Genomic DNA, 24,208 nt, shown 5'->3' with positions numbered 1-24,208 from the left:
CAACAGGGTCTGTTAGAATTTGCACAATGGAAAACCGCAGTGGACAACTGGGACGAGGTAAGAACCGCCTATCAGGTGGCGCGTATGGGAACGGTCAGTGGCGCGGCCGAGGTCCTGGGTGTGCATCATGCCACCGTCATTCGCCACATTGATGCAATTGAGGCCCGGCTGGCGGTCAAGCTGTTCCAGCGCCATGCGCGCGGCTATACCCCGACCGAAGCCGGAGAGGACCTGTTGCGTGTGGCACAGGCGACTGAGGATCAGTTCAATCAACTGATCGGCCGTATGAAGGGTCGGGGTGATGACGTGTCGGGCGAGTTGGTCGTGACGTCTCTGTCCTCTCTGGCATCTCTGGTGGTGCCGGTTCTTGCCGAGTTTCAGCGACGGCACCCGGAACTGATCGTCCGGTATCTGACCGGTGATCGGCTGTTTCGTCTGGAATATGGCGAAGCGCACGTGGCGATCCGTGCCGGGTCAGCGCCTGATCAGCCCGACAACGTGGTTCAGTCCTTTATGAAGCAAGAGGTCGGGTTATACGCCAGCACCGATTATGTCGCGCTGCACGGCAAGCCTGGCAGCCTGGATGACTTTGCGGATCATTCTTTCATCAGTACCGATGACGAAAACAGCCGAGCGCCGTTTTCCCGCTGGTTGCGCCAGACCGTGCCAGCCGAGCGCATCACCTTCCGTTGTACCAACAACTTCTGTATCCGCGAGGCGGTCCTGTCCGGGGCGGGTATCGGTTTCATGCCACGTTGGTCAGCTGCAGGAGATCCGAATCTGGTCGAAGTGATCGACCCGATGCCGGAATGGTTTGGTGATCTGTGGCTTGTTACCCATGTGGATCTGCATCGCACGACCAAGGTGCAGGCCTTTCTGACCTATCTGAAAGAGCAATCCAAGAGCTGGGCAAAATGAGTCAACAGGCGCGTGGCCATCTGGCCATGCTGATTTTTTCGGCCCTGGTTGCAGGGAGTTTCTCGCTGGGGTCACTGATCGCCAATCAGATCGCGCCCGAAGCCATTACCGCGGCCCGGTTCGGCATCGCATCCGTGGTGATTGGGGGTGCCGCCCTTATGACCACCGGCCTGCCGCGCAGCGCGGCACAAGCCTCGTGGCGCTATTTGGTTCTGGGCGGAGTATTCGCGGCCTATTTCGTGTTGATGTTCTACGGGTTGAAAACTGCACCGCCTGTCAACGCGGCAGCGGTCTTTACGCTGACTCCGGTTATGGCCGCATTCGCCGGTTGGATCTTGTTGCGCCAGATCACCACACCAAGGATGGCGCTTGCACTGACCCTTGGGGCAGTCGGGGCGCTGTGGGTGATCTTTCGCGCCGATTGGCAAGTCGTGCGCGCGTTCGATATCGGGCAGGGGGAAATCATCTATTTCTGGGGCTGTGTCGCGCATGCTTTGTATACCCCCCTTGTACGCAAGCTGAACCGTGGAGAGCCTGCAGTGGTGTTTACCTTTGGTACGCTTCTGGCGGGATGCCTGATGCTGACGATCTACGGGTGGTCCGAGATCCGTGCCACCGACTGGGCGAACCTGCCAGCGATAGTCTGGGTGGGTTTGATTTATGTTTCGGTCTTTGCAACCGCGGCCAGTTTCGTGCTGGTTCAGTATTCAACGCTGCGCCTGCCATCGGCAAAGGTGATGGCTTATACTTATCTGGTTCCCAGTTGGGTCATTCTGTGGGAAATCTCTCTGGGGCAGCAGGCGGTTGGCCCTGTCGTCTATTTTGGTGCCGGTCTGACGATCCTGGCCCTGGTTTTGCTACTGAAATCCGAGGAGGGCAAACCCGCGCGTCCTTTGCCGCAAGCCGATTGAACTTGTGAAACGACCAAATTGTGTCAGGCTTGGCCCTAGACCAGAATATGAAACGTCCAAGGGGACGACATGAAACCAGTTCTTTCCATAATGATATTGGTGGCTTGCGGCGCCTGTGCCGGGTCATCTGAAACGGATTTACAAGCCAGTTGCGAGGCGCTGGTCGCAGCCGAAACTGGAACGCGGCCCGGGGATGTTCGGGCATTGTCCACCGATACCGAACCGGACGGGTCGGTCACGACGGTTTCCGTTACCGGGGCCCAGGCCCCGTGGTTGTGTCGGGCGGACCCTTCGGGGGTCGTGACCGGTGTTGAATACAGTCAGGAAGGCTAGCCCGTTTCAATGTTTGACCAAGCGGGCGACGGTGTTGAGGCAGATCAAGGCCTGGCACCCTCTGGTTTCTCTATGCTTCAGGCCAAGGAGGAACGTCCCATGTACAGTCATATCATGATCCCGGTTGATCTTCATCTGCCACCCGAGGTGCGCAAGGCCGCCAAAGTTGCAGCAGCTATAGCCGAATGGCAGGGGGCCAAGATTACTTTGGTCAGTGTCACCGGCACCCAACCGGGTGACCCTGTTCAGTCAGATGCTGCGATTGACAAGAACCTACGTGATTTTGCTAAACAGCTGGCTGAAAGCAGCGGGACCGAAGTTGCGTATCGCAATATCCATTCGGTTGATGTCGCCGCCGAAGTTGACGGTGACCTGACACGGACTGCCGAAGAAATCGAAGCTGACCTTATCGTCGTCGGCACCCATGCGCCGCGTATTACCGACTATATATTCTCGAGCCATGCGGGGTATCTGGCGAAACATGCCAGTGTCTCTGTTTTTGTAGTCAGGTAGGCGGATCATTCCTCGGCTGCGGGCAGTTCAACCTCAAGAAATCGTTCGAACGCGTCCAGATTGACCGGCTCGAACTGCCCGAACCCTTGCATCCAGACGGATGCGGATCGCAGCGCGTCAGGCTCCAGCTTGCACCACTTCACCCGTCCGCGCTTTTCCTGGCTGATCAAACCGGCTCTGGTCAGGATCACCAGGTGTTTTGAAATCGCGGCAAGCGACATCTCGAACGGTTCGGCGACATCCGTCACCGCCATGTCATCCTCCAGCAGCATCGCAAGGATGGCGCGGCGTGTGGGGTCGGCAAGGGCCGCAAAAACGGTATCGAGATCGTTGGACATACTCCTTTCCTAAAGCGCAAGAACCGGTTTGACAATTTTCGGTATGAGGTCACTGTGCCCCGGCATGTGTATCGGGGGTTGGGATGTCACTAAAATACTGGCTGGTGATTTGTATTCTTGGCATCGGCTGGGGCATGTCCTTCATGTTTAATGCCATTTTGCTGCGGGAACTTGGGCCGCTTTCGGTGTCGATGGGACGGGTTGCATTTGGGGCGCTGGGGTGCTGGGTCTATGTGATCGGGGCGCGATTGCCAGTCAATCTGACACTGACACGTGCGTTTGGGTTGTTGGGATTTGGTGCGCTCAGCTATGCCGCGCCCTTTGCCTTCTATGCGCTTGGGCAACAGCATATCGCTTCGGGTGTGGCAGGGATCGTCAATGCAACGACACCGGCCTTTGCCGTCATTGTTTCGCATTTCTGGCCCGGAAGTGAACGTGCCACCCTGTTAAAGTCTCTGGGCGTGGTTTGCGGCTTCACCGGTATCGTTGTGCTGTCCCTGCCTGTACTGGGCGGTGGCGCGTCGTCCGAATTTTGGGCGATCCTTCTGACACTTTGCGCACCGATCTGCTATGCGTTCTCAGTCAACATCGCGCGGGCCTTCCGGGATATGCAACCTGTGGTTCTGACCGCCCTTGCATTGACGGGTGCTACGCTGGCCATCACGCCCTTGGCGCTTTGGCAAGAAGGACTACCCCAAATAACCCGGGCCGAGACTTGGGCCTCGCTGGCGATGATCGGGTTTGTGCTGACATCCGCCGCCTTTATCGCGTTCTACTGGTTGCTGCCCAAGGTTGGCCCAACCAATATCTCGACAGTGACATTGATTGCGCCTGTTTCGGCGCTGGTGCTTGGAACATGGGTGCTGGGAGAAACCCTGCGGCCCGAGCATCTGCTGGGAATGGCAGCGATCTTCGCCGGTCTGCTGCTGATCGACGGGCGCGTGATCAGACGTATCTGGCAGGGGGTGTCGGGCAAAGATCAACCAAAAGGTTGAATATGCGGATTCCGTACCTTTGTACCCGCTTCCTGTGGTTCGGGCTGATCACGTCTATGCTGACTCGGAAAAAATGTCTTTAAAAACAATAGAGTAAAGTGCGGCAATTCGGGCTGCCAACGCCGTTGACTCTGCGCTCTCCGCCCCTTAGCACCGTGCCCAAGACTGTACGAGGGAAACGCCCGTGACTGATGATGACCAAAAGCAGCGTATGGCGCAGCTTGAGGCCAAGATCACGGCGGCAAAAAAGGCCAAGTCAAAGCCTGAGGCCCGTGCGGACGCCGATTATTCGGGAGGCGAGCTTGCCTGGCGGATGGTCATCGAAATGGTATCCGGTCTGGGGATCGGATTTGGCATCGGATACGGGCTGGACAGCCTGTTCGGGACAATCCCGATCTTCCTGGTGCTGTTCACATTGCTGGGTCTGGTCGCCGGAGTAAAGGTTATGCTCCGCAGCGCACAACAGGCGCAAGAGAAACAGATGGCCGACAAGGCCGACGAAGACGAGAGGGACTGAACGTGGCAACTGAGACCACCGCAGCAGAAGGCAGCAGCCTGGTTTTCCATCCGATGGATCAGTTCATCGTCAAACCGCTTTTTGGCGACGGTGCGATTGCTTGGTACACGCCCACTAACGTCACTCTGTGGCTGTTTTTCGCAATTCTCGCCGTGATCGGCCTGCTGGTGCTCAGCACGTCCAAGCGCGCCATTGTCCCGACGCGCATGCAGTCGGTGGCCGAACTGGCCTATGGCTTTATCTACAAGATGCTTGAAGACATCTGCGGCAAGGATGGCGTCAAATACTTCCCCTATGTCATGACCCTGTTCATGTTCATCGTGACCGCGAACTTCCTGGGTCTGATCCCGACCTCGTTCACAACTACATCGCATTTCGCCGTGACCATCCCACTGGCGCTGGCCGTGTTCCTGACTGTGACCATTCTGGGTTTTGTCAAGAACGGCGCCGGGTTCCTGGGCCTGTTCTGGGTCTCCAGCGCGCCGCTGGCGCTGCGCCCGATCTTGGCGATTATCGAGCTGATCTCGTATTTCGTGCGCCCGGTCAGCCACTCCATTCGTCTTGCTGGTAACGTCATGGCAGGCCACGCGGTTATCAAGGTTTTCGCAGGCTTCGCCGCGATTGCCGTGATCTCGCCAGTGTCCGTTCTGGCGATCACCGCAATGTACGGTCTTGAGGTCCTAGTGGCCTTTATCCAGGCCTACGTATTCACCATTCTGACCTGTGTATATCTGAAGGATGCACTGCATCCGTCGCACTAAGGTCCGATACCCAAACATCGAAACTTCCAATTCGTAAGGAGAAACATCATGGAAGGCGATCTCGCACACATCGGCGCAGGCCTGGCAGCAATCGGTTCCGGCGCAGCCGCAATCGGGGTGGGCAACGTAGCAGGCAACTTCCTGGCTGGCGCTCTGCGCAACCCTTCGGCGGCTGCTTCGCAGACCGCAACCCTGTTCATCGGTATCGCATTTGCAGAAGCCCTGGGGATCTTTGCATTCCTAGTTTCGCTGCTGCTGATGTTCGCCGTCTAATCTGCGGAACCTGATCCTTACGCGCAGGTGGGCCCAAGCCATAGCGGCCCACCTGTTGTAAAGACAACGTTCCGACGGAGGACATCATGGCGACAGAACCCGTATACGAAGAGGTGGCTGGCACCTGCGTTGACTCTCATGGGTCGGCGATTGGTATGCCTCAGCTTTGCTTCGATTGGTTCCCCAACCAGATTTTCTGGCTGGTCATCACGCTGGTCGTCATCTTTCTGGTCCTGTCCCGCGTGGCTCTGCCCCGCATCGCGGCAATCCTGGCGGAACGTCAGGGGACCATTACAAATGACCTGGCTGCGGCCGAAGATCTAAAGGCCAAAGCGGTCGAGGCTGAAGAGGCCTATAACAAGGCGCTGGCCGATGCCCGTTCTGAGGCACAGCGTATCGCTGCCGAAGCACGCGCCGAAATCCAGTCTGGTCTGGATGACGCGATTGCCAAGGCAGATGCTGAAATCGCTGCAAAAGCGGCTGAATCGGAAAAGGCTATTGCCGACATCCGTGCAGGTGCGCTGGAAAGCATTCAAATCGTTGCCAAGGATACGGCAGTAGAACTAGTTACCGCTCTGGGTGGCGAGGCTGATGCCAAAACCATCAACGGTGCGGTTGACGCGCAGACAAAAGGATAAGTGACATGCGGAACACTCTTGCCCTTATCCTGACATTTGCTGCCGCCAGCCCCGCGCTGGCCGCAAGTGGCCCGTTTTTCTCGCTTGGCAACACCGACTTTGTGGTTCTGCTGGGCTTCATCGTTTTCATCGCAGTCCTGTTCTACTTCAAGGTCCCGGGCATGATTGGTGGAGCGCTGGATAAGCGTGCCGAAGGCATCAAGTCCGAACTGGACGAAGCTCGCGCCCTGCATGAAGAAGCGCGTAGCCTGCTTGCCTCGTACGAGCGCAAGCAACGCGAGGTTCAGGGTCAGGCGGATGCCATCGTGGCCGCCGCAAAGGAAGATGCGGTTTTGGCTGCTGAGCAAGCCAAGGTCGATCTGGAGAAATCCATCGCGCGCCGTCTGGCGACCGCGCAGGACCAGATTGCATCGGCTGAAGCGTCGGCTGTCAAGGAAGTCCGCGATCAGGCCATCACCGTTGCTATTTCTGCAGCCAATGCTGTGCTGGCCAAGCAGATGACCGCCACGCAGGCCAACAAGCTGATCGACGCATCCATTGCGGATGTGAACGAAAAGCTTCACTAAGACAATTCCGGCCCGGCAGCACATCTGCCGGGTCCGGACATTGGGCTGCGAATCTCGCACCCCGCTTCCCGATTTGACCGGGGACCGATTGTCTGCGTTACATATTCGGAAACACTCCAACCAATTTTGCGCCCGTGCGACGGCATATGCCGAAACCGGGCTGGATAAGAGCCCTTTATGACCGAATTGCCGACAATCAGTGTCGTTATTCCCAACCTGAACTGCGTCGATTTCATCGAACGGACAATCCTCTCTGTGCTTGAGCAGGAATATCCTAAGCTGGACCTGATCCTGACGGACGGCGGTAGCACCGATGGTTCGATGGAGGTGGTCGAAAAGTACCGCGATGCGTTTTCACATATCATCTCGGGCCCGGATACCGGGCAGGCCAACGCTGTAAACAAAGGCTTTGCAGTGGCCACGGGCGACGTAATGGGTTGGATCAATTCGGACGATGTTCTTATTCCCGGCGGCCTTGCCACGGTAGGATCGCTGTTTGCGTTGAACAAAAACATGAACTGGATGACTGGGCGGGTCACGTGCATTGACGAGGAAGACAATGTCCTGACTGTACGGCGCCCAAAGCCTGTTTCACGGGTAAGACTGCTTGCCGGGGATTATCAGTGGGTTCAGCAGGAATCGACCTATTGGCGGCGTGACCTATGGGATCAGGTCGGGGGCCAACTGAACGAGAACCTCAAGCTTGCCGTCGACGGAGAGTTATGGCTGCGGTTTTCGCGACATACCGATTTGGTGCCCGTGCATGCTCAGGTTGGGGCTTTCCGGTTCCGCAAGGGCCAGCGGTCCGAAGCGGCTGAGGCTTACCATGCGGAAATGCTTCAGGCGATTGAGGTCGAGCGTCAGGCGCAGGGCCGGTCGGATGACCTGATCGGGGCGATATTGGACACGCCGTTGGAATTGCGCTCTCGGACCGAAGCTGAAGGGTTGTTTCCGTCGCTGTCCAGTCAGGACCCGAAGGCAATGAAACGGCCAAATTTGTGGGTTCACAGTCTTAAGCGGCGGCTGAACGGAATTTAACCCTCAAGGCCCTGCTGTTTCTCCCGCCTGCTGGTCCACCACACATAGGCCGCCAAGAGTGTGATTGCGATTTCGATCTTGAAGGTCCAATGGCTTAGAAAAGATAAAATCCAATGAGAATGCGTGGCCTGAACAACCACCAGCGGGTGGGTGAATTCGGAAATTGGCCAAGCCCATGCCACTTCGCCAACAATCGAATCCAAGGTCATATGCACCAGACCCCCGGCGCCGAAGGCTGCAGTAATAAGACCTGCGCGCGGGAATCTTAGCCGCAGCAGCAGGCCGAGCGTCAGGATGCCGAGCCAGAGCAGAGGGCGGTGTGTGAGGTATTCGTGATGGTGGTGGCTGCGATTGTCTACGAAATAGAACCACAGCAAATCGATATCCGGGGCGATGGAACCAATCATCGCAGCGGCAAACGCAGCTTTATCCAATCCGGGCGTCGCAGTGCGAAAGACCAGATACGCACCAGGTAGGTGCCCAATGAACATCAGTGCTGTCCTGTCTCATGGTCTAGGCGCTGCTGCGCAATGGCTTCGTTCCGCAGGGCTTTCTGGTGGTCTTCCATGCAGATGCGAACAAAGCCCAGATGCTCCTGGACTGCAACGCGCGCCGCCTCAGGGTCGCGAGCCTGCAGCGCTGAATTGATTTCCCGGTGCTGATCCAGAATGGCGTCTCGCGTCGTACGCTGCCGGAACATCATCTGCCGATTGTAGAAGACACCCTGTCGTAGCAGGTCGAACATCGACCGCATCATATGCAGCATGACCACGTTGTGACTGGCTTCAATGATGGCCATGTGGAACTGTGCATCCAGATGGGCCTCTTCCTCGGCCGCATTGCGGGCATGGGCGGCTTCCATCTTGTCAAAGATCGCCTGTACGACCTTCAGGTCGCTTTCCGACCCCAGTCTTGCCGCGCGTTCTGCTGCAAGCCCTTCCATGTCCCGACGGAAGGACAGATAGTCGAAAACCGCCTCGTCATGGCTGCTGAACAACCGGATCAGAGCCGGTGAAAAAGCCGAGCCTAAGACTTCGGCAACATAGATTCCTGACCCCGCCTTGGCTGTCAGCAAACCCTGATGCTGAAGATCAGAAATCGCTTCGCGCAGTGAGGGGCGTGAAACGCCCAGACGGTCGGCCAGTTCCCGTTCTGCAGGCAAACGTTCTCCCGGGCGCAGAATCCCGCGCAGAATCAGCAACTCGATTTGTTTGACCACCGCAATGGACAGCTTTTCAGTTTGGATCTTTTGGAAGGGCATGGCGGCGCGTTTTCGAAATTGGTCAATTCATATGACCACGTATCCGGGCCTGGTTCAAGCAGGGGGGTGGAGTTGAATTTAGGTCAGCAATATTGACATTATAAAATTTGCACCTAGGGTGGGTCGCAACAGGGCAGGAGGAGGCCAAGGATGACCCAGAATCTGTTTGCAACGCGCGCGTCCCGGATGAAAGCATCGGAAATTCGCGAGTTGTTGAAACTTCTTGATCAGCCGGGAATCATCTCGTTCGCCGGCGGCATCCCAGACCCAAACCTGTTTCCCACCGAGGCCTTTGCCCAAGCTTGTCAGGCCGCTTTGAATGCTGGGCCGCAGGCGCTGCAATATTCAGTCAGCGAGGGCTATGGTCCATTGCGCGAATGGCTTGTGCAGCATATGCGCGAGATCGGCGTCGATTGTAGTGTCGATAACATCCTGATCACCTCGGGATCGCAACAGGCCTTGGATTATCTGGGCAAGCTCTATTTGTCGCCAGGGGATACTGCGTTGATCGGCTGGCCGACCTATCTGGGGGCGATCAACGCCTTTGATGCCTACGAGCCCCGGTTCGACCGTCTCATGCTTAATGGCAATAGAGGTGCCGCCGAATATTCCGAAGCCGCAGGCGAGGGCGCGGTCAAATTCGCTTATCTGTCGCCTGATTTCGCAAATCCAACCGGTGAAACCGTTGACCTGCGTGGTCGAGAATACCTGCTGGATCTTGCCGATGATCTGAATATCGCGGTGATCGAGGACGGCGCCTATCAGGCTCTGCGCTATGAGGGTGACGCGATCCCTCCGGTCCTGGCGTTGGAACAGGCGCGAAAAGGGTCGATCGAGGCCTGCCGTACGATCTATTGCGGCAGCTTCTCGAAAACGCTGTCTCCTGGTTTGCGCGTTGGTTGGGTGGTGGCTGCCAAGCCTGTCATCTCGCAACTGGTGTTGGTCAAGCAGGCGGCGGATTTGCATTCGCCCACATTGAACCAGATGGCGGTTGAGCAGGTTGCGCGCACGCATTTTGACACACACATCCCACTGTTGCGGCAGGCCTATGGTGCCAGGCGTGATGCGATGCTGGAGGCGCTGCAACAGAACATGCCCGATGGTGTTCAGTGGACGCATCCGCTCGGAGGCATGTTCATCTGGGTGACTCTGCCTACCGGTATGAACGGGGCAGACCTGCTGGCCCGTGCGCTCGACACAGTGAAACTGGCCTTTGTGCCGGGTCGGGCCTTTTTCGCAGATGGTTCGGGCGCCAATACGATCCGGTTGAGTTTCTCGAACTCGGATGAGGATACGATCCGCGAAGGTATTCGCCGCTTGGGAACAATACTTAGGGCCTGAGCGAAGGAAAAGTTCTGTTAACCAGTTTTGGCAATGATGCGGATATGATCCGGATTTTGTCTTTTCTGATGCTGGCAGCATGTTCGGCCGGGACCCCTCACTTTCGCGATGTTCAGGTGACGCGTATCGCTGTGAATGGCAGCGTATTTGATGTTCGCGTGCGCGGAGATCTGGCCGAAGCCGTTCGGGTTAATTCGCAATACGCTCCGCGTCTTGGCCCGATCCGCGAACGAGCGGCCATGGCGATGGCTCAGGTCTCGGGATGCCCGATACTGGATGTCCTGGGCGACGCGGCCGTGACCGTTGGCGTTTTGGGTTGTGACCGCGCCATGGGCAAGCGGTTGCTGCTTACGGCGGTTTCAGTCCCGAATTACGAATGCATTGATACCGGGCTGTTTCAAGACCTTGGTAACGGCGACGGCTATCAGGTCTTTGAGTGTACAGCCTACTGAATCGCGCTTTTTCTTGCGGATTTAGGCAAGATGTTGTGGATAAGTGGGCCATATATCCCATATCCTGCGCGACTCCGTTGACTCACCCCCAATCCGTTGCGCAGACTTCGAAGGTATAGGAATCACGGGACCCATTGCCTTTGCGCTTTAGCAAACTCAAACTCACCGGCTTCAAAAGCTTTGTTGATCCGACCGATCTGATTATCGCGGATGGGTTGACCGGTGTTGTGGGCCCTAATGGTTGTGGCAAATCCAATCTGCTGGAAGCTCTGCGTTGGGTGATGGGGGAAAACCGACCCAAATCCATGCGCGGTGGCGCGATGGAAGATGTGATTTTCGCCGGGGCCGCCACGCGGCCGGCCCGCAATTTTGCCGAAGTTGTGCTGACCATGGACAACTCCGAGCGGCTCGCGCCCTCGGGTTTCAATGACAGCGACCAGCTTGAGATTGTCCGCCGCATCACCCGAGATGTCGGCAGCGCCTATAAGACCAATGGCAAGGATGTGCGGGCGCGTGATGTGCAGATGTTGTTCGCCGACGCCTCAACGGGTGCGCATTCTCCGGCGCTAGTCGGACAGAACCGCATTGCCGAGTTGATCAACGCCAAACCGCGCTCTCGTCGCCGCATTCTGGAAGAGGCGGCCGGGATATCGGGCCTCTATCAGCGTCGGCACGAGGCCGAGTTGAAGCTGAAGGGTACTGAGGCCAACCTGACCCGTGTCGATGACGTGTTGGAACAGCTGGGCGGACAGCTCGCGCAGTTGGCCCGTCAGGCGCGTCAGGCCGCACGCTATCGCGAAATCGGAGAGCAGTTGCGCCAGGCCGAAGGCATGCTGCTCTATCGTCGCTGGAAAGAGGCTGACATAGCCCGTCAGCAGGCCGAGGAAAAGCTGCGCGAACGCCTGACCGAGGCGTCGCGCGCCGAAGCCGAAGCACGCTCTGCCGTCGCCAATCGGGCCGAAATCGAAGAAACCCTGCCGCCCCTGCGCGAGGAAGAGGCCATTGCCGCCGCTGTCCTGCAGCGCCAACAGGTGCAGCGCGATCAGCTGTCGGATCAGGAAACCCGCGCCCGTCAGACGATTGAGACATTGACTAATCGCATTCAGCAGCTTGGTAACGATATCGAGCGCGAGGCCGGGCTGAACCGCGATGCGGGGCAGATGATCGAACGGCTGGAATGGGAAGCTCGTGAATTGGCCAAAGCTGCCGATGGCCACGACGAAAAAGTCGCCGAGGCCGCCGAGGTCGCGCGCGAAGCGGCCTCTGTCCTGCAAGACCGCGAAGACCACTTGTCACAAGAGACTGAGGATATGGCGCGTCTGGTTGCGCGCCACCAGTCCGGCCAGCGATTGGTCGACGACAGCCGCAAAACGCTGGCCAGGTCGGAAGGTGAAGAGGAAAAGGCCCGCGCAGCGGTGGATGAGGCGAAAACAGCCCTGACCCGCGCCGCCGAGGCATTTGAGGCCGCGCAAGAGGGTGAAGAAGAGGCTCGCGAGGCCTCTGAAGCCGCCGAAGAGGCACTGGCCGCCGCTGACGAGTTACGCAATGAAACCCAGGGCCGCGAGGCCGAGGCGCGTGCGAAAAGATCCGAAGCTGAAGGTGAGCTGGGTGCGATCCGCGCCGAGACCACAGCTCTGGCCAAGCTGGTTGAACGGGATACCGCAGAAGGAGGGCAGGTGCTCGACATGCTGCGTGTGGCTCCGGGTTATGAAAAGGCATTGGGCGCTGCGCTTGCGGATGATCTAAGGGCACCCTTGGTCGAGGGCGACGGGCCATCAGGCTGGGTTCCGGTTGCGGGCTATGATGCCGATCAATCGCTGCCCAATGGGGCCGAGCCGCTGGCCTTGCATGTATCCGGTCCTGATCGCCTCAGCCGCCGGATCGCGCAGATTGGTTTGGTCGACGCGGATCAGGGCGCGCGGTTGCAGGCATCGTTGAAGCCGGGCCAAAGGTTGGTGTCGCGTTCGGGCGATCTGTGGCGGTGGGACGGATTCCGTGCCTGGGCCGAGGATGCGCCAAGTGCGGCCGCCCTGCGGCTTGAACAGCTCAACAAACTTGAGGCACTGAAACAGGAACTGGCCCGGACTGAGGCGCAGGCCGACGGTGCCCGCGCTGCACACGAGACGCTGTCGCAACAACTGGCCGACGTGACCGAGGCTGATCGCCGCGCCCGCGAGGCACGCCGCGCCGCCGATCAGCGCATGGCTGAAACCGCGCGTCTGCTCAGCAGGGCCGAGGCCGATCGCAATCTGGCGCAGGGCAGGCTGGAAACGCTGGCGCTTGCCGTTGATCGCCACAAAGAGGATGCGATGTCCGCCCGTGCCCAGCTGCGCGAGGCCGAGGGCGCCTTGACCGGTCTGGGCAATCTCGACAATGCCCGCGCGCAGGTCGAAGACATCAAACAGACGGTCGAGGCGGCGCGGATCACGATGCTGACTCACCGCTCGTCCCATGACGAGCTGCGCCGCGAGGGCGAGGCCCGTACCCGCCGTACACAAGAGGTCACCAAGGACCTCAGCGGTTGGCGGCACCGCCTGGACAGCGCCGAAAAGCGAATCTCGGAACTGGCCGAGCGCAAGGAAAGTTCCGAGGAAGAGCTATCCGAAGCGATGGCTGCTCCGGGCGAAATCGCCGAGGCGCGTGAAGAGTTGAACGAATTGATCGAAACTGCCGAAGCCCGCCGGGCCGAGGCCGCCGACAAGTTGGCTGCCGCCGAGGCCCGCCAGCGAGAGATTGTGCTGGCTGAGCGCGAAGCGGAACGTTTGGCTTCGGAGGCGCGCGAAAGCCGCGCCGCCGCTGAGGCGCGCTGTGATGCAGCCAAAGAGGCCGTATCGGCAGCGGCCGAGCGTATCGCTGAGGATCAACAGCTAACCCCGAACCAGTTGCTGAACCAGCTGGATGTGAATCCCGACCAGATGCCAGCTGCCGATGCTCTTGAGGCCGAGGTCAACCGCCACAAACGCCAGCGAGATGCGATGGGCGCGGTAAACCTGCGTGCCGAAGAGGACAGCAAAGATGTTCAGGAAGAATTCGACACGCTGAACGGCGAAAAGGCCGATCTCGAAGAGGCGATCAAAGCGCTGCGCAGCGGCATCTCCAGCCTCAACCGCGAAGGACGCGAACGGCTACTGACCGCGTTTGAACAGGTGAATTCGAACTTCGCCATGTTGTTCAAGCATCTCTTTGGTGGTGGCGAGGCCAATCTGGTCATGGTCGAAAGCGACGACCCGCTGGATGCCGGCCTTGAAATCATGTGCCAGCCGCCGGGCAAGAAATTGTCGACGCTCAGCCTGCTTTCGGGCGGTGAACAGACCCTGACCGCGACGGCCCTGATCTTTGGCGTCTTTCTGGCGAACCCGGCTCCGATCTGTGTTCTGGACGAGGTCGATGCGCCGCTGGATGATGCCAACGTGACCCGGTTCTGCGACCTTCTGGACGAGATGTGCCGCCAGACCGACACACGGTTCCTGATCATCACCCACCACGCGGTGACCATGGCGCGGATGGATCGTCTGTTCGGCGTGACCATGCAAGAACAGGGTGTCAGCCAGCTGGTCTCGGTTGATCTGAAGAAAGCCGAACAGATGGTCGCCTGACCTCTCACTGCAACGTTATGATCGGTTTCGTAAGAATTGGGTTAGTCTGCTGCCATGACCCGTTTCCTGATCATCGCCCTACTGACTGCTACCCCTTTAGGGGCCGCGGAATGGACGACCAAGCCCGATGACGTCCCCCTGACCCAACAAGAGTTGACGGCGCTGGCGGGTCGGACGCTGACCTTTTATGATGACGGGCAGTCGCGATATTCGGCTGGCGGGGCCTATTCCTATACCTATGCCAGCGGAGAATCTGCGTTCGGAACCTATTCCATCGCGGAGGATGGCAGTATCTGCGTGCAATACAGAAACGGGTTCGGTCGATGTGATCTTTATGTCCTGAGTGCTGGACGCCTGATCCTGATCACGGAAAAGGGAGAGCGTTTCCCGGTACGGCCCGAGTGACATTCAAGAAACCGCGGCAACTATTGAAATTGATCTGAATATGTGGGTTTTTGGTGGTCATTTAATCGTAATATTTCAAAATTAGATGGGGATCAGGGGCGAATTCTCACCCCGCGTTGTTGTAAGTTCCCGTATCAACAACGGATCAAAAGAGGCGGGTCGATGTGCAGATTTCTGGCTTGGGCGGGTGCGAAACGGTTTCTGGACGAACTTGTCATGGACCAGGAACAGTCGCTGGTGCATCAAAGCAGAAACGCCCTGATTGGCAAAACGCCGATCAACGCGGATGGTTTTGGGTTGGCCTGGTATTCCGGGCGCGAAACGCCGTGTTTTTACAAAGACACCAACCCGGCTTGGTCGGATGCCAACCTGAAACAGTTGACCCATCACACGAAATCGCACCTGTTCCTGGCGCATGTACGTGCCTCAACTGGGACTGCCACGTCGCGGAACAACTGCCATCCTTTTGGCTGTGGTAAGTGGAGCTTTATGCATAACGGGCAGGCAGGTGGCCATGACCGTATCCGCCAACAGCTTGACGGGATGATACCGGGCCACCTGTACGATCATCGCCTTGGCGCAACTGAAAGCGAGGCGATTTTTCTGATTGCCCATGGCGAAGGGTTGGACGCCGAACCCATCGCCGCGATGGAGCGTGCGGTGCACCGTGTCGAAGTGCTTGCCCGCGCCAAAGGAAGCCTACCCCATATGCGCTTTGCCGCCTGCTGGTCCGATGGAGATCGCCTGTTTGCTGCGCGCTATGCCTCGGACCGTTTCGCACCCAGCCTGCATTACAGGCCCTGCGATGATGGGATCATTATCGCGTCTGAGCCGCTGGATGCGAAGAATGGCGATTGGGCCGAGATCCCGGCAAATACCGCCATCGAAACACGCGGCGATAGGCTGCAAATGCATGTGTTTGAGCCGAACGGGCGATCTTTGGACGCCGAAGTCGCCTAGATCGCCGTATCGAAGAGCGACTAGAGCCGGTTCAACAACTCAGCCGTTGGCCAGGCATCCGCAGGCAGGCCTAGTCGTGTTTGCTCTGACTGGACAGCCGCGCGGGTCCCAGCGCCCAGAATCCCGTCGATCTTGCCCACATTATGGCCGCGCGCCTGCAGCTTGCTTTGCAGCTGCTTCATCTGTGCACCCGATAAGCCTTGGGCCGCGTTGCCCGCGTCATAGACCTGTGCCCCTTCAAGCCGGGTGCCGAAATAGGCGGCGGTCAGCACATAGACAAAGCTCTGATTCCATTCGAAATACACATCAAAATTTGGATAGGCCAGAAAGGCAGGCCCGTTATGCCCTTGCGGTAGGATCAGCGAGGCGGGCAGGTTGGTGAGGGACCCGTTGCGTGCCTGAACGCCCATCGCCTGCCAGTCAGAAACCGAACGCGGTTTGCCCGGGCCCGATAGCGACCAATCCATCCGTGCGGGTACGGTGACCTCTTGCAGCCAAGGCTGCCCCGGTTGCCAGCCCAGATGCGACAGCATCTTGGCGCCCGACATAAGCGCATCGGGCGCAGAGGTCTTTAGCGAAACCTTGCCGTCACCATCGCCATCGACCCCGTTTTCCAGAATGTCTCGGGGCAGCATCTGCACCATTCCAATCTCGCCAGCCCAGGCACCTGACGTGCGGGCCGGGTCGAAATTTCCCCGGCTGTACAGCTCAATCGCGGCGAACACCTGAGGCCGGAACAATTCTGGACGACGGCAATCATGCGCCAGCGTCACCAGCGCGTTGCGGGTGTTGAAATCCCCCTGAAACGCCCCGTAATCCGTTTCGAACGCCCAAAATGCCAACAGCACCCCGCGCGAGACACCATATTGTTGCTCGATCCGGTCAAACACCGCGTCGTATTTGCGCGACATGGCCTGACCCCGGTCGATCCGGTTTTGTGAAATCAGGTGTCGCGAAAAATCAATGAACGGTTTCTGGAACACGCCCTGTGCCCGGTCGGCTTTCAATACCGCGTTGTCTTGTTGCACACCTTTGAAGAAGGCATTGACGGTGGATTTGTCAAAGCCTTGCTGAACGGCCTCGGCCTTCAACCCCTTCACGAAGGAATTGAAACCCCCGCCACATTGGGCAAACGCAGGTGAAGCAAACAAGGCGGCGGCAACAAGGCCGGAAAGAAAACGCATGGACAGGTCCGTCAGATTATGAAGCTGACCCCAACCCACACTGACACGAGGCCAAGCGCAAGCCCCCATATCCTCCAAAGCATGTCACATGCGCGGAAAACCTCTGGCGCACCAATTTCGCGCGGGGCATTGCCGTTGACCCAGGCCAGATCACGGAGCTTTCCGTCATAACTGCGCGGCCCGGCAAGGGCCACGCTCAGCGCGCGTGCCATTGCCGCCTCGGGCCAGCCAGCGTTGGGAGAGATATGGCGGCGCGCATCGCCGACCATCTGATCCCATCTAGCCCATTTGTTTGACAAGATGACGATCAATAGAAAGGTCAGTCGTGCCGGGACCAGGTTCAGGACATCGTCCAACCGCGCAGCTGCCCATCCGAAATCACGGTATTTATCCGTGCGATAGCCGACCATGCTGTCGGCGGTATTGATCGCCTTGTAGACCAGAAGCCCTGGCAGGCCACCCACCAGAAACCAGAAGGCCGGCGCGATGACTCCGTCGCTGAGGTTTTCAGCCGCGCTCTCGATCGCGGATCGGGCGGCCTGTGCTTCGGTCATGTCCTTGGTGTCGCGTGACACGATCATGGCGACCTGCGCGCGCCCATCGACCAGCGAGGTCTGCAAACCCTCGCCAACAGCGCGAACATGTTCCACCAGCGATTTTTGTGCCAACAGCACAGCGCAGATGATGGTGCCGATGATCGGGCCAAGCAAAGACAGAAGCCCCCCAAGCCCAGCGGCACCTGCGACCAGCAGCGCGGCAACAGCTATGCCCTTGAGGCGACGGTACGAGCCATGGTTCAGGCGGTCGTCAAGCCACCCGATGAGTTTACCAATCATAACGGCGGGGTGCCGGACGCGCGACCACAGCCAATCCGGCTCGCCCAGTGCCGCATCCAGACACATCGCACAGACCAAGATAAAGGCGGTGCTCACAGGGCCGCCTCAAGCCGCGCCCAGCCATCTGCCGGTGGCAGTCCAAGGCGCAGATAGGTTTGCGAATAGGGGAATACACGACTCCAGATATGTGCGCGGGCCAGACGGTCTTGCCAGGCGCTGGCGTCGTCGACCTGATAGAGCCGGAACAGACCGGTGCCGCCGATCAGCTGCGCGCCTTTCTGCGTTACCATCCGATCCATCCGGGCGGCATCGGCCGCCAAAAGCAGGCGGGTCTCGTCAGCCCAGGCCGTGTCGCGCAACGCTTGCTCTCCGATCCGCAAGGCGGGACCTGAGACCGCCCAAGGCCCGGTCAGATCGTTCAAACGTGCGATCAGATCGGGGCGTGCGATGGCAAATCCCAGCCGTACCCCCGCCAGCCCCCAGAACTTGCCAAAGCTTTTTAGCACGATAACACCGGGCCGGTGGGCAAGATGGATCAGCGAGGCATCGGGCGTGACGTCGCAAAAGCTCTCGTCGATAATCGTCAGGGGGGCATCCACATCGCCCACGCTCCAGATGCGCCCATCTGGGTTGTTGGGGTGCACGATCACGCGCGCCTCAACTGGGCCGGAGTTCTGTAGCGTCCAACCCTGCGCGGCAAAGGCGGCGGCATGTTCGTTATAGGTCGGAGTGGTAATCTGAACCCGGCCGGTTGCAGCCAGCGCAGGAATGCGGGCGATCAGAGCAGATGCGCCGGGTGCAGGCAGGATCTCTGCACCTTCGGGAACAGACCAGAAACTGCGGGCCGCATCGGTCAGCCGTTCAAATGCGCCATGGTCTGGCAGTTCCGTCCAATCCGATGGGGTGAGCCCGGCAACCTCGTAGGGAACCGGGTTGATTCCGGTGGACAGGTCGATCCAATCGTTGCGCTTGCCGCCATAGACAGACATGGCCCCATCCAGCCCACCGCCATGGTCCCGGGCGGCCCGCGGATTCAAATCTCTGTTTTCGCGCGCCATCGGGCCCCTCGCCGGAATCACCAAAATTTGCTTGTTTCAAGCGGATTTCTGCCGGTTTTACAAGCAAATCCGCGTGATCAGAGGTGTGCTCAGGCCTGGTTAACACTTTGTTAATGAATTCGCGTGAACACAAACCTTAGGGGTCGGCACCACTCACCAATATAAGTGCCGAGGTTGTTGATGATGAATGTACTGATTGTTGAGAGTAACCCTGATTTAGGTCGGGTCTGGAAAAGGCATCTTGAGCGACAGGGTGCCGAGGTCACGCTTGTGACCGGGCAAGAGGATGCGATCCTTGCCCTTTATGGTGCCGAATTTGAGATCATCGTGATGGATCTGGTGCTGGAAACCGGTAGCGCCTTGGCCGTGGCTGACTTTGCCAGCTATCGCAGGCCCGAGGCCCGGGTGATCTTCGTGACCAACACCACTTTCTTTTCGGATGGCTCGATCTTTGCCCATAGCCCGAATGCCTGCGCTTATGTGCAAAGCGGCACGCCGCCAGAGGATCTGGCGGCGATGGTTGAGCATTACGCGGCGGGGCGCTGATCGCGCCCATGGGGCTCCAGATAGTTCAGGATCGGGTTCGTCGGGATGATCCGGTGCGGGTTAATGCTCTCATGGCTGTAGTGATAGTGGCGCACGATATGGTTTAAGTTCACGGTCCGCGCGACACCCGGCCACTGGTACAGCTCGCGGGTATAGGCCCACAGGTTGGGATAGTCGATCAGACGCCGCCGGTTGCATTTGAAATGCAGATGGTAGACCGGATCAAACCGGATCAGCGTGGTGAACAACCGCCAGTCGGCCTCGGTGATGCGGTCGCCCATCAGATAGCGGCTGGTGGACAGCCGGTCTTCGAGCCAGTCCAGCGTGTCAAAGAGCGGGCCAACGGCTGCGTCATATGCCGCCTGGCTGGTGGCAAAGCCGGATTTGTAGACCCCGTTATTGATGTCGGAATAGACGCGGGCATTGACCTGTTCGATTTCGTCACGCATCGCCTCGGGCCAGTAATCATCGGTGTTCCCGGTGATCCCGTCAAAGGCCGAGTTGAACATCCGGATGATTTCCGAACTTTCGTTTGAGACGATGGTTTCCTGTTCCTTGTCCCACAGGATCGGAACGGTTACGCGCCCCGAATAGGTCGGGTCAGCCTTGGTATAGATTTGGTGGGCATAGTCCATTCCGTACAGTACGTCGCCCGCCGCCCCGTGTTCGTCGGTTGCAAATGTCCATCCCTTGGTCAGCATGTCTGGGTGTACGACCGAAACCGGGATCAGATCGGACAGCTCTTTCAGTTCGCGGAATATCAGTGTCCTGTGGGCCCAGGGGCAGGCATGGCTGACATAAAGATGGTACCGGTCAGGTTCGGCTTTGAAGCCGCCCGTGCCGGAGGGTCCGGCACTGCCATCAGCGGTCAACCAGTTGCGAAATTGCGCCGCGCTACGCTTGAAGGCGCCGCCTGTGGATTTGGTATCATACCATGTGTCGTGCCATTTGCCGTCGACCAATAGGCCCATGCTTGGATCCTCCGTAATGCGGTTTCCCGGAACATACGCTTTGAAGGGAACCGATCCTATGCGAGCCGCCGCGCATTGTGCCTGCGTTTTCGCACAGGTTGGAATGGGATTTCCGTGCAACAGGTTTGGATTCGACCGCGTTGAGTGATCGGCTTCACTGGATTTTTACAGTCTACGTTCCAAAATAGAGTCCGCTGCGGGGGAGTTTTGATATGAGTACCTATGTTTCCAAAGAAATCAGCGCCGAATTGGATGCTGCGCGAATCGCGAGTCTGAAGAAAACCAGCCGACTTCGTGTCGAATTGGGTGACAATACCTACAAAATTCTCCGATTGTGGAAGGATGGCTTCACCGTAGAGGCCGCGACCACGCCTCGATTGCGCGGTTTGGTCGATATCTACGATGGCGCGCGTCACTTATATCAATGCCTGATCATTGCCGATGAATGTGAGGCAGGCGAAATGCGCTATGAATTCAAGCGCAGCACGGCTGCCTCCGACAAGGCCCCATTGGATTTCTATCGATCTCCGGACGCGCCCATCGCGCTGCTTGGAAACAAGGACTAGGCATTTGCCCATCGGGTCTGCCGATGGGCATCCCGCTATTGCAGATCGGAAAACGCGTGTTTCAGCCGTTTGCTGGCCTCTTCAACACGCCCGCGTTGCGTCGCAAGATTGAACCGCTCGAATGTCTCTCCGCCCGCACCAAAGCCGGGGCCGGGCGAGGTGGCGATTTTTGCATCCTCGCGCAGACGCCGGGTAAATTCTGCGTGGTCCATTCCGGTGCCCGAGAAATCAATCCAAGCCAGATAGGTTGCCTGTAAGGGCATTGACCACAGGCCAGGGATTTCTGCGATTGCAGCGTCAAAGATTTTTCGGTTGCTATCAAGATGGGCGATCTGTTCATCCACCCAAGCGGCCCCTTCAGGCGAATAAGCAGCGGTGATCATTGCGACTCCCAATGCGCTGGGGTCATAGTCCAGTGTCTGGATTCGGTGACGCATCGCAGCGCGCAGGTCCGGGTCGGGGATGATCATATTCCCCGTCCGTTGACCGGCGATGTTGAAAGTCTTGGACGCTGCCGTCAGTGTCACGGTCCAGGGCCGCGCATCCGGCGCGGCGACATCCATCGGAACAAAGGTCGTGCCGGGATAGACCAGATCGTGGTGAATCTCGTCCGAAACCAGAATAAGGTCGTTCCGTTCCGCAAATGCCGCGACTGCGCGCAATTCCTCTGGCGTCCAGACCCGGCCCGAGGGGTTCTGAGGCGAGCACCACAAAAGCATCTTCTCGGTTCCGTCCAGCCGCGACTGCGCGTCTTCCAGATCAAGGCCATAGCCGTCGCCGTCGCGCATCAGGGGGCATTCCACCACGCGCCGACCTGACTTGTTCACCTTATGTGCAAACTCATGGTAGACGGGTGTAAAGATGACCACTCCGTCGCCCGGACTGGTCCAGACATCGAGGCAGAGCGCAATCGCATTTCCCAGACCCTGCGACGTCAGAATCCAATCAGAATCGATCTCCCACCCGTGGCGGTTCTTCATCCACCATTGGACGGAATTCAGGTAGTCCGGGTGCATCCAGGAATATCCGAAAACACCGTGATCCGCCGCGTTACGCACAGCGTCGATCACACAAGGCGCCGTAGAATAGTCGGAATCGGCCGTCCACATTGCCAGACCGTCATCCGGCGAAAGGCCATACAGCTTTTCAAGCTTGTCCCATTTCGAACTGTTGGTGCCGCGGCGGTCGATCAGGTCGTTGAATGTCATATCTGCTCCATCTGTCCGGATGAAAGCTAGCCGCATATTCGGCAGGTGCAAGGGGGGCGTTGCGGCTTAGGGCGTGATGGCCTAAATCAACCTCATGAAACGCAATATACTGATCCATCCCGACCCCCGCCTGAAAAAGATCTGCTCTCCCGTAGTGGATCTGACGGACGAATTGCGCCAGCTGGCTGATGACATGCTTGAGACGATGTATGATGCGCCTGGTATCGGGCTGGCAGCGCCTCAGATTGGGATGCTGGACCGGCTGATCGTTATGGACTGTGTCAAGGAAGAGGGCGAGGCTCCACGCCCGCTGATTATGTTCAATCCCGAAGTGGTCGCGTCGTCTGACGAGACGAATGTCTATGAAGAAGGTTGTCTTTCGATCCCTGAACAATTCGCCGAAGTCACGCGCCCAAAGGTCGTGGACGTGGCTTGGATCGATCGTGATGGTAACGCGCAGCGGGAAACATTCGATGGCCTTTGGGCAACCTGTGTCCAGCATGAGATTGACCACCTGAACGGGAAGCTGTTCATCGACTACCTCAAGCCTATGAAACGCCAGATGATCACCCGAAAAATGCAAAAGCTGAAACGCGAGCAGGCGCGCGAATGACCGTTCGTACCTGCCTGCCATGGCCTGATAGGCGTCTGCGGACCAAAGCCGAAGATATCACCGAAATTACTGACGAGGTTCGTGCCATCTGGGATGACATGATCGACACGATGGAGGCGATGCCCGGCGTCGGTCTTGCAGCACCGCAGATCGGCGTGATGCTGCGGCTGGCGGTGGTCGATGGCTCGACCGAGCGGGGGCGGGCTGTGCTGCTGGCAAACCCTGAGATCCTGCACAGATCGGTCGAATTGCGCGAGCATGAAGAAGCCAGCCCAAACTTGCTTGGCGTGTCGGCTAAGGTGAAACGTCCCCGGGCTGTGACGGTAAAGTTTCTCAACGAAAAAGGCATCATCGACCGCCGTGACTTTGTCGGGATCGAAGCCACCAGCGTGCAGCACCAGATCGACCATCTTAACGGGCGGATGTATTTCGACAGGCTCAGCAAGGTCAAACGCGACATTCTGCTGCGCAAAGCTAAAAAGCTGGGGTAGGCATGCGGCTGATCTTTATGGGGACACCCGATTTCTCGGTTCCGGTGCTGGACGCGCTGATTGATGCGGGGCATGAGGTTGCCGCCGTCTACTGCCAGCCTCCGCGCCCAGCGGGCAGAGGCAAAAAGGATCGTCCAACCCCCGTTCATGCTCGGGCCGAGGCATTGGGACTGACCGTTCGGCATCCGGTCTCATTGAAATTGGCGGAAGAACAGGACGCCTTTGCCGCGTTGAATGCGGATGTGGCTGTCGTCGTGGCCTATGGCCTGTTGTTGCCACAACCGATTCTGGATGCGCCATCGCAGGGATGCCTGAATATTCACGCGAGCCTGCTGCCGCGCTGGCGCGGGGCCGCGCCGATCCATCGGGCGATCATGGCGGGTGATGCGCAGACTGGTATTTGCATCATGCAGATGGAGGCTGGTCTGGATACCGGGCCAGTCCTGTTGCGGCGGGCCGCCGACATTGGTGCGCAGGAGACCACAGGGCAGTTGCATGACCGGCTGTCCGAAATGGGCGCTTCTCTGATCGTCGAGGCACTGTCCAAACTGCCGAACCTGACGCCCGAGCCTCAAACCGACGACGGCGTGACCTATGCCGCCAAGATCGACAAGGCTGAGGCGCGTGTTGATTGGGCCAGACCCGCGGTCGAAATTGACCGTCAGATCCGTGGCCTGTCCCCCTTTCCCGGCGCCTGGACCGAGATGAATGGCGAGCGGATCAAGCTGCTTGGTTCCAAATTAGCTGAGGGGCAGGGTGTTGCAGGAGAGGTTCTTGACGACCAACTGAAGGTTGCCTGTGACGATGACGCGATCGAGCTGCTGCGCTTGCAACGGGCGGGTAAAGGGGCGCAGGATAGGGAAACTTTTCTGCGGGGGTGGCCGATTGCCGTTGGTACCCGCCTGTCATCGGAGTAGGC

At 58.5% G+C, this 24,208-nt stretch carries 29 protein-coding genes; 21 read left to right on the top strand and 8 right to left on the bottom strand.

Going from position 1 to position 24,208, the window contains the following annotated elements; genetic code table 11:
- The first annotated feature begins 39 nt into the window (after window positions 1-39).
- The 4 genes from AC2FIZ_RS15910 (at window position 40) to AC2FIZ_RS15895 (ending at window position 2,675) form a co-directional block, all read left to right on the top strand.
- Entirely contained in the window at window positions 40-918 is an 879-nt protein-coding gene (locus AC2FIZ_RS15910; protein ID WP_142639300.1) for a LysR family transcriptional regulator, read from the top strand.
- Window positions 915-1,829 carry a DMT family transporter gene (locus AC2FIZ_RS15905; RefSeq protein WP_496791316.1) on the top strand — a complete coding sequence of 305 codons (915 nt, stop codon included), beginning with the start codon at window positions 915-917 and terminating at the stop codon, window positions 1,827-1,829. The genes AC2FIZ_RS15910 and AC2FIZ_RS15905 overlap by 4 nt, the downstream gene beginning before the upstream one ends.
- A 69-nt stretch (window positions 1,830-1,898) precedes the next feature.
- Entirely contained in the window at window positions 1,899-2,162 is a 264-nt protein-coding gene (locus AC2FIZ_RS15900; protein ID WP_281995863.1) for a hypothetical protein, read from the top strand.
- 9 nt (window positions 2,163-2,171) lie between these two features.
- Complete coding sequence (locus tag AC2FIZ_RS15895; protein WP_281995864.1) at window positions 2,172-2,675, top strand: universal stress protein; 504 nt, start codon at window positions 2,172-2,174, stop codon at window positions 2,673-2,675.
- Window positions 2,676-2,680: 5 nt separating this feature from the next.
- On the opposite strand, the gene AC2FIZ_RS15890 is transcribed toward AC2FIZ_RS15895, so the two are convergent.
- Window positions 2,681-3,013, bottom strand: coding sequence for an ArsR/SmtB family transcription factor (locus tag AC2FIZ_RS15890; RefSeq protein ID WP_142639170.1), 333 nt, complete (start codon window positions 3,011-3,013; stop codon window positions 2,681-2,683).
- 83 nt (window positions 3,014-3,096) lie between these two features.
- On the opposite strand from AC2FIZ_RS15890, the gene AC2FIZ_RS15885 reads away from it, so the two are divergent.
- From AC2FIZ_RS15885 to AC2FIZ_RS15855, 7 genes are all read left to right on the top strand, one after another.
- Complete coding sequence (locus AC2FIZ_RS15885; RefSeq protein ID WP_271951437.1) at window positions 3,097-4,008, top strand: DMT family transporter; 912 nt, start codon at window positions 3,097-3,099, stop codon at window positions 4,006-4,008.
- 184 nt (window positions 4,009-4,192) lie between these two features.
- Window positions 4,193-4,525: an AtpZ/AtpI family protein gene (locus tag AC2FIZ_RS15880; RefSeq protein WP_142639174.1), complete on the top strand. Its 333-nt coding sequence runs from the start codon at window positions 4,193-4,195 to the stop codon at window positions 4,523-4,525.
- Window positions 4,526-4,527: 2 nt separating this feature from the next.
- Window positions 4,528-5,286, top strand: coding sequence for a F0F1 ATP synthase subunit A (locus AC2FIZ_RS15875; protein WP_142639176.1), 759 nt, complete (start codon window positions 4,528-4,530; stop codon window positions 5,284-5,286).
- A 48-nt stretch (window positions 5,287-5,334) separates the two neighbouring features.
- Window positions 5,335-5,559, top strand: a complete 225-nt coding sequence (locus tag AC2FIZ_RS15870; RefSeq protein WP_005981269.1) for a F0F1 ATP synthase subunit C — start codon at window positions 5,335-5,337, stop codon at window positions 5,557-5,559.
- Between the two features lie 86 nt (window positions 5,560-5,645).
- Window positions 5,646-6,197: a F0F1 ATP synthase subunit B' gene (locus AC2FIZ_RS15865; protein ID WP_271951428.1), complete on the top strand. Its 552-nt coding sequence runs from the start codon at window positions 5,646-5,648 to the stop codon at window positions 6,195-6,197.
- Between the two features lie 5 nt (window positions 6,198-6,202).
- Window positions 6,203-6,763: a F0F1 ATP synthase subunit B gene (locus AC2FIZ_RS15860; protein WP_271951426.1), complete on the top strand. Its 561-nt coding sequence runs from the start codon at window positions 6,203-6,205 to the stop codon at window positions 6,761-6,763.
- A 177-nt stretch (window positions 6,764-6,940) separates the two neighbouring features.
- Window positions 6,941-7,801: a glycosyltransferase family 2 protein gene (locus tag AC2FIZ_RS15855; RefSeq protein ID WP_281995866.1), complete on the top strand. Its 861-nt coding sequence runs from the start codon at window positions 6,941-6,943 to the stop codon at window positions 7,799-7,801.
- Here the strand turns inward: AC2FIZ_RS15855 and AC2FIZ_RS15850 are convergent.
- Both AC2FIZ_RS15850 and AC2FIZ_RS15845 read right to left on the bottom strand, forming a co-directional pair.
- Window positions 7,798-8,292, bottom strand: coding sequence for a metal-dependent hydrolase (locus AC2FIZ_RS15850; RefSeq protein WP_282027901.1), 495 nt, complete (start codon window positions 8,290-8,292; stop codon window positions 7,798-7,800). The genes AC2FIZ_RS15855 and AC2FIZ_RS15850 overlap by 4 nt on opposite strands.
- Window positions 8,292-9,062, bottom strand: coding sequence for an FCD domain-containing protein (locus tag AC2FIZ_RS15845; RefSeq protein ID WP_142639185.1), 771 nt, complete (start codon window positions 9,060-9,062; stop codon window positions 8,292-8,294). The genes AC2FIZ_RS15850 and AC2FIZ_RS15845 overlap by 1 nt, the downstream gene beginning before the upstream one ends.
- 150 nt (window positions 9,063-9,212) lie before the next feature.
- On the opposite strand from AC2FIZ_RS15845, the gene AC2FIZ_RS15840 reads away from it, so the two are divergent.
- The 5 genes from AC2FIZ_RS15840 to AC2FIZ_RS15820 all read left to right on the top strand — a co-directional run bounded on the left by AC2FIZ_RS15840 (window position 9,213) and on the right by AC2FIZ_RS15820 (window position 15,816).
- On the top strand, window positions 9,213-10,403 hold the full coding sequence (locus AC2FIZ_RS15840; RefSeq protein ID WP_496791314.1) for an aminotransferase-like domain-containing protein: 1,191 nt from the start codon (window positions 9,213-9,215) through the stop codon (window positions 10,401-10,403).
- A 44-nt stretch (window positions 10,404-10,447) separates the two neighbouring features.
- Window positions 10,448-10,855, top strand: coding sequence for a hypothetical protein (locus AC2FIZ_RS15835; RefSeq protein WP_281995869.1), 408 nt, complete (start codon window positions 10,448-10,450; stop codon window positions 10,853-10,855).
- A 140-nt stretch (window positions 10,856-10,995) separates the two neighbouring features.
- Window positions 10,996-14,451 carry a chromosome segregation SMC family protein gene (locus tag AC2FIZ_RS15830; RefSeq protein WP_282027900.1) on the top strand — a complete coding sequence of 1,152 codons (3,456 nt, stop codon included), beginning with the start codon at window positions 10,996-10,998 and terminating at the stop codon, window positions 14,449-14,451.
- Window positions 14,452-14,505: 54 nt separating this feature from the next.
- A complete protein-coding gene (locus tag AC2FIZ_RS15825) occupies window positions 14,506-14,856 on the top strand; it encodes a hypothetical protein (protein WP_281973514.1) in 351 nt (116 codons plus the stop codon).
- Window positions 14,857-15,018: 162 nt separating this feature from the next.
- Window positions 15,019-15,816, top strand: a complete 798-nt coding sequence (locus AC2FIZ_RS15820) for a class II glutamine amidotransferase (protein WP_142639195.1) — start codon at window positions 15,019-15,021, stop codon at window positions 15,814-15,816.
- Between the two features lie 20 nt (window positions 15,817-15,836).
- Here AC2FIZ_RS15820 and AC2FIZ_RS15815 read toward each other — a convergent pair whose 3' ends face one another.
- The 3 genes from AC2FIZ_RS15815 to AC2FIZ_RS15805 are packed head-to-tail and all read right to left on the bottom strand — an operon-like array spanning window position 15,837 to window position 18,894.
- Window positions 15,837-17,000 (bottom strand): lytic murein transglycosylase, encoded by a 1,164-nt coding sequence (locus AC2FIZ_RS15815; RefSeq protein WP_281973513.1) that lies wholly within the window; start codon window positions 16,998-17,000, stop codon window positions 15,837-15,839.
- Between the two features lie 11 nt (window positions 17,001-17,011).
- A complete protein-coding gene (gene cbiB / locus AC2FIZ_RS15810) occupies window positions 17,012-17,932 on the bottom strand; it encodes an adenosylcobinamide-phosphate synthase CbiB (protein WP_281995871.1) in 921 nt (306 codons plus the stop codon).
- Window positions 17,929-18,894 carry a threonine-phosphate decarboxylase gene (locus AC2FIZ_RS15805; RefSeq protein WP_282022236.1) on the bottom strand — a complete coding sequence of 322 codons (966 nt, stop codon included), beginning with the start codon at window positions 18,892-18,894 and terminating at the stop codon, window positions 17,929-17,931. Before AC2FIZ_RS15805 ends, cbiB begins: the two co-directional genes overlap by 4 nt.
- A gap of 183 nt (window positions 18,895-19,077) precedes the next feature.
- Here AC2FIZ_RS15805 and AC2FIZ_RS15800 point away from each other — a divergent pair, with 183 nt between their 5' ends.
- Window positions 19,078-19,440 carry a response regulator transcription factor gene (locus AC2FIZ_RS15800; protein ID WP_142639202.1) on the top strand — a complete coding sequence of 121 codons (363 nt, stop codon included), beginning with the start codon at window positions 19,078-19,080 and terminating at the stop codon, window positions 19,438-19,440.
- Here AC2FIZ_RS15800 and AC2FIZ_RS15795 read toward each other — a convergent pair.
- Window positions 19,422-20,411 (bottom strand): glutathione S-transferase family protein, encoded by a 990-nt coding sequence (locus tag AC2FIZ_RS15795; protein ID WP_281973510.1) that lies wholly within the window; start codon window positions 20,409-20,411, stop codon window positions 19,422-19,424. The two genes, AC2FIZ_RS15800 and AC2FIZ_RS15795, sit on opposite strands and share 19 nt — an antisense overlap.
- 212 nt (window positions 20,412-20,623) lie before the next feature.
- On the opposite strand from AC2FIZ_RS15795, the gene AC2FIZ_RS15790 reads away from it, so the two are divergent.
- Window positions 20,624-20,977, top strand: coding sequence for a hypothetical protein (locus AC2FIZ_RS15790; protein ID WP_142639206.1), 354 nt, complete (start codon window positions 20,624-20,626; stop codon window positions 20,975-20,977).
- 35 nt (window positions 20,978-21,012) lie between these two features.
- On the opposite strand, the gene AC2FIZ_RS15785 is transcribed toward AC2FIZ_RS15790, so the two are convergent.
- Complete coding sequence (locus tag AC2FIZ_RS15785; RefSeq protein ID WP_281973509.1) at window positions 21,013-22,185, bottom strand: MalY/PatB family protein; 1,173 nt, start codon at window positions 22,183-22,185, stop codon at window positions 21,013-21,015.
- A gap of 94 nt (window positions 22,186-22,279) precedes the next feature.
- Here AC2FIZ_RS15785 and def (AC2FIZ_RS15780) point away from each other — a divergent pair, with 94 nt between their 5' ends.
- The 3 genes from def (AC2FIZ_RS15780) to fmt are packed head-to-tail and all read left to right on the top strand — an operon-like array spanning window position 22,280 to window position 24,206.
- Window positions 22,280-22,798, top strand: a complete 519-nt coding sequence (gene def, locus AC2FIZ_RS15780; protein WP_271951383.1) for a peptide deformylase — start codon at window positions 22,280-22,282, stop codon at window positions 22,796-22,798.
- Window positions 22,795-23,289, top strand: a complete 495-nt coding sequence (def, locus tag AC2FIZ_RS15775) for a peptide deformylase (protein ID WP_281973508.1) — start codon at window positions 22,795-22,797, stop codon at window positions 23,287-23,289. Before def (AC2FIZ_RS15780) ends, def (AC2FIZ_RS15775) begins: the two co-directional genes overlap by 4 nt.
- A gap of 2 nt (window positions 23,290-23,291) precedes the next feature.
- On the top strand, window positions 23,292-24,206 hold the full coding sequence (fmt, locus tag AC2FIZ_RS15770) for a methionyl-tRNA formyltransferase (protein ID WP_281973507.1): 915 nt from the start codon (window positions 23,292-23,294) through the stop codon (window positions 24,204-24,206).
- The last annotated feature ends 2 nt before the right edge of the window (window positions 24,207-24,208 follow it).

It is taken from the genome of Ruegeria sp. CDSB022 (assembly GCF_059611145.1).
Note: the sequence above shows the minus strand (reverse complement) of the source record. Positions and strands in the feature narration are given on the sequence as shown.

Bases quoted from the DNA above. Each gene is read 5' to 3' on its own strand.
- AC2FIZ_RS15905 (WP_496791316.1), top strand. From the start codon at position 915: ATGAGTCAACAGGCGCGTGGCCATCTGGCCATGCTGATTTTTTCGGCC.
- AC2FIZ_RS15900 (WP_281995863.1), top strand. From the start codon at position 1,899: ATGAAACCAGTTCTTTCCATAATGATATTGGTGGCTTGCGGCGCCTGT.
- AC2FIZ_RS15895 (WP_281995864.1), top strand. From the start codon at position 2,172: ATGTTTGACCAAGCGGGCGACGGTGTTGAGGCAGATCAAGGCCTGGCA.
- AC2FIZ_RS15890 (WP_142639170.1), bottom strand. From the start codon at position 3,013: ATGTCCAACGATCTCGATACCGTTTTTGCGGCCCTTGCCGACCCCACA.
- AC2FIZ_RS15885 (WP_271951437.1), top strand. From the start codon at position 3,097: ATGTCACTAAAATACTGGCTGGTGATTTGTATTCTTGGCATCGGCTGG.
- AC2FIZ_RS15870 (WP_005981269.1), top strand. From the start codon at position 5,335: ATGGAAGGCGATCTCGCACACATCGGCGCAGGCCTGGCAGCAATCGGT.
- AC2FIZ_RS15865 (WP_271951428.1), top strand. From the start codon at position 5,646: ATGGCGACAGAACCCGTATACGAAGAGGTGGCTGGCACCTGCGTTGAC.
- AC2FIZ_RS15860 (WP_271951426.1), top strand. From the start codon at position 6,203: ATGCGGAACACTCTTGCCCTTATCCTGACATTTGCTGCCGCCAGCCCC.
- AC2FIZ_RS15855 (WP_281995866.1), top strand. From the start codon at position 6,941: ATGACCGAATTGCCGACAATCAGTGTCGTTATTCCCAACCTGAACTGC.
- AC2FIZ_RS15850 (WP_282027901.1), bottom strand. From the start codon at position 8,292: ATGTTCATTGGGCACCTACCTGGTGCGTATCTGGTCTTTCGCACTGCG.
- AC2FIZ_RS15845 (WP_142639185.1), bottom strand. From the start codon at position 9,062: ATGCCCTTCCAAAAGATCCAAACTGAAAAGCTGTCCATTGCGGTGGTC.
- AC2FIZ_RS15840 (WP_496791314.1), top strand. From the start codon at position 9,213: ATGACCCAGAATCTGTTTGCAACGCGCGCGTCCCGGATGAAAGCATCG.
- AC2FIZ_RS15835 (WP_281995869.1), top strand. From the start codon at position 10,448: ATGATCCGGATTTTGTCTTTTCTGATGCTGGCAGCATGTTCGGCCGGG.
- AC2FIZ_RS15825 (WP_281973514.1), top strand. From the start codon at position 14,506: ATGACCCGTTTCCTGATCATCGCCCTACTGACTGCTACCCCTTTAGGG.
- AC2FIZ_RS15820 (WP_142639195.1), top strand. From the start codon at position 15,019: ATGTGCAGATTTCTGGCTTGGGCGGGTGCGAAACGGTTTCTGGACGAA.
- AC2FIZ_RS15815 (WP_281973513.1), bottom strand. From the start codon at position 17,000: ATGCGTTTTCTTTCCGGCCTTGTTGCCGCCGCCTTGTTTGCTTCACCT.
- AC2FIZ_RS15805 (WP_282022236.1), bottom strand. From the start codon at position 18,894: ATGGCGCGCGAAAACAGAGATTTGAATCCGCGGGCCGCCCGGGACCAT.
- AC2FIZ_RS15800 (WP_142639202.1), top strand. From the start codon at position 19,078: ATGAATGTACTGATTGTTGAGAGTAACCCTGATTTAGGTCGGGTCTGG.
- AC2FIZ_RS15795 (WP_281973510.1), bottom strand. From the start codon at position 20,411: ATGGGCCTATTGGTCGACGGCAAATGGCACGACACATGGTATGATACC.
- AC2FIZ_RS15790 (WP_142639206.1), top strand. From the start codon at position 20,624: ATGAGTACCTATGTTTCCAAAGAAATCAGCGCCGAATTGGATGCTGCG.
- AC2FIZ_RS15785 (WP_281973509.1), bottom strand. From the start codon at position 22,185: ATGACATTCAACGACCTGATCGACCGCCGCGGCACCAACAGTTCGAAA.
- def (WP_271951383.1), top strand. From the start codon at position 22,280: ATGAAACGCAATATACTGATCCATCCCGACCCCCGCCTGAAAAAGATC.
- def (WP_281973508.1), top strand. From the start codon at position 22,795: ATGACCGTTCGTACCTGCCTGCCATGGCCTGATAGGCGTCTGCGGACC.
- fmt (WP_281973507.1), top strand. From the start codon at position 23,292: ATGCGGCTGATCTTTATGGGGACACCCGATTTCTCGGTTCCGGTGCTG.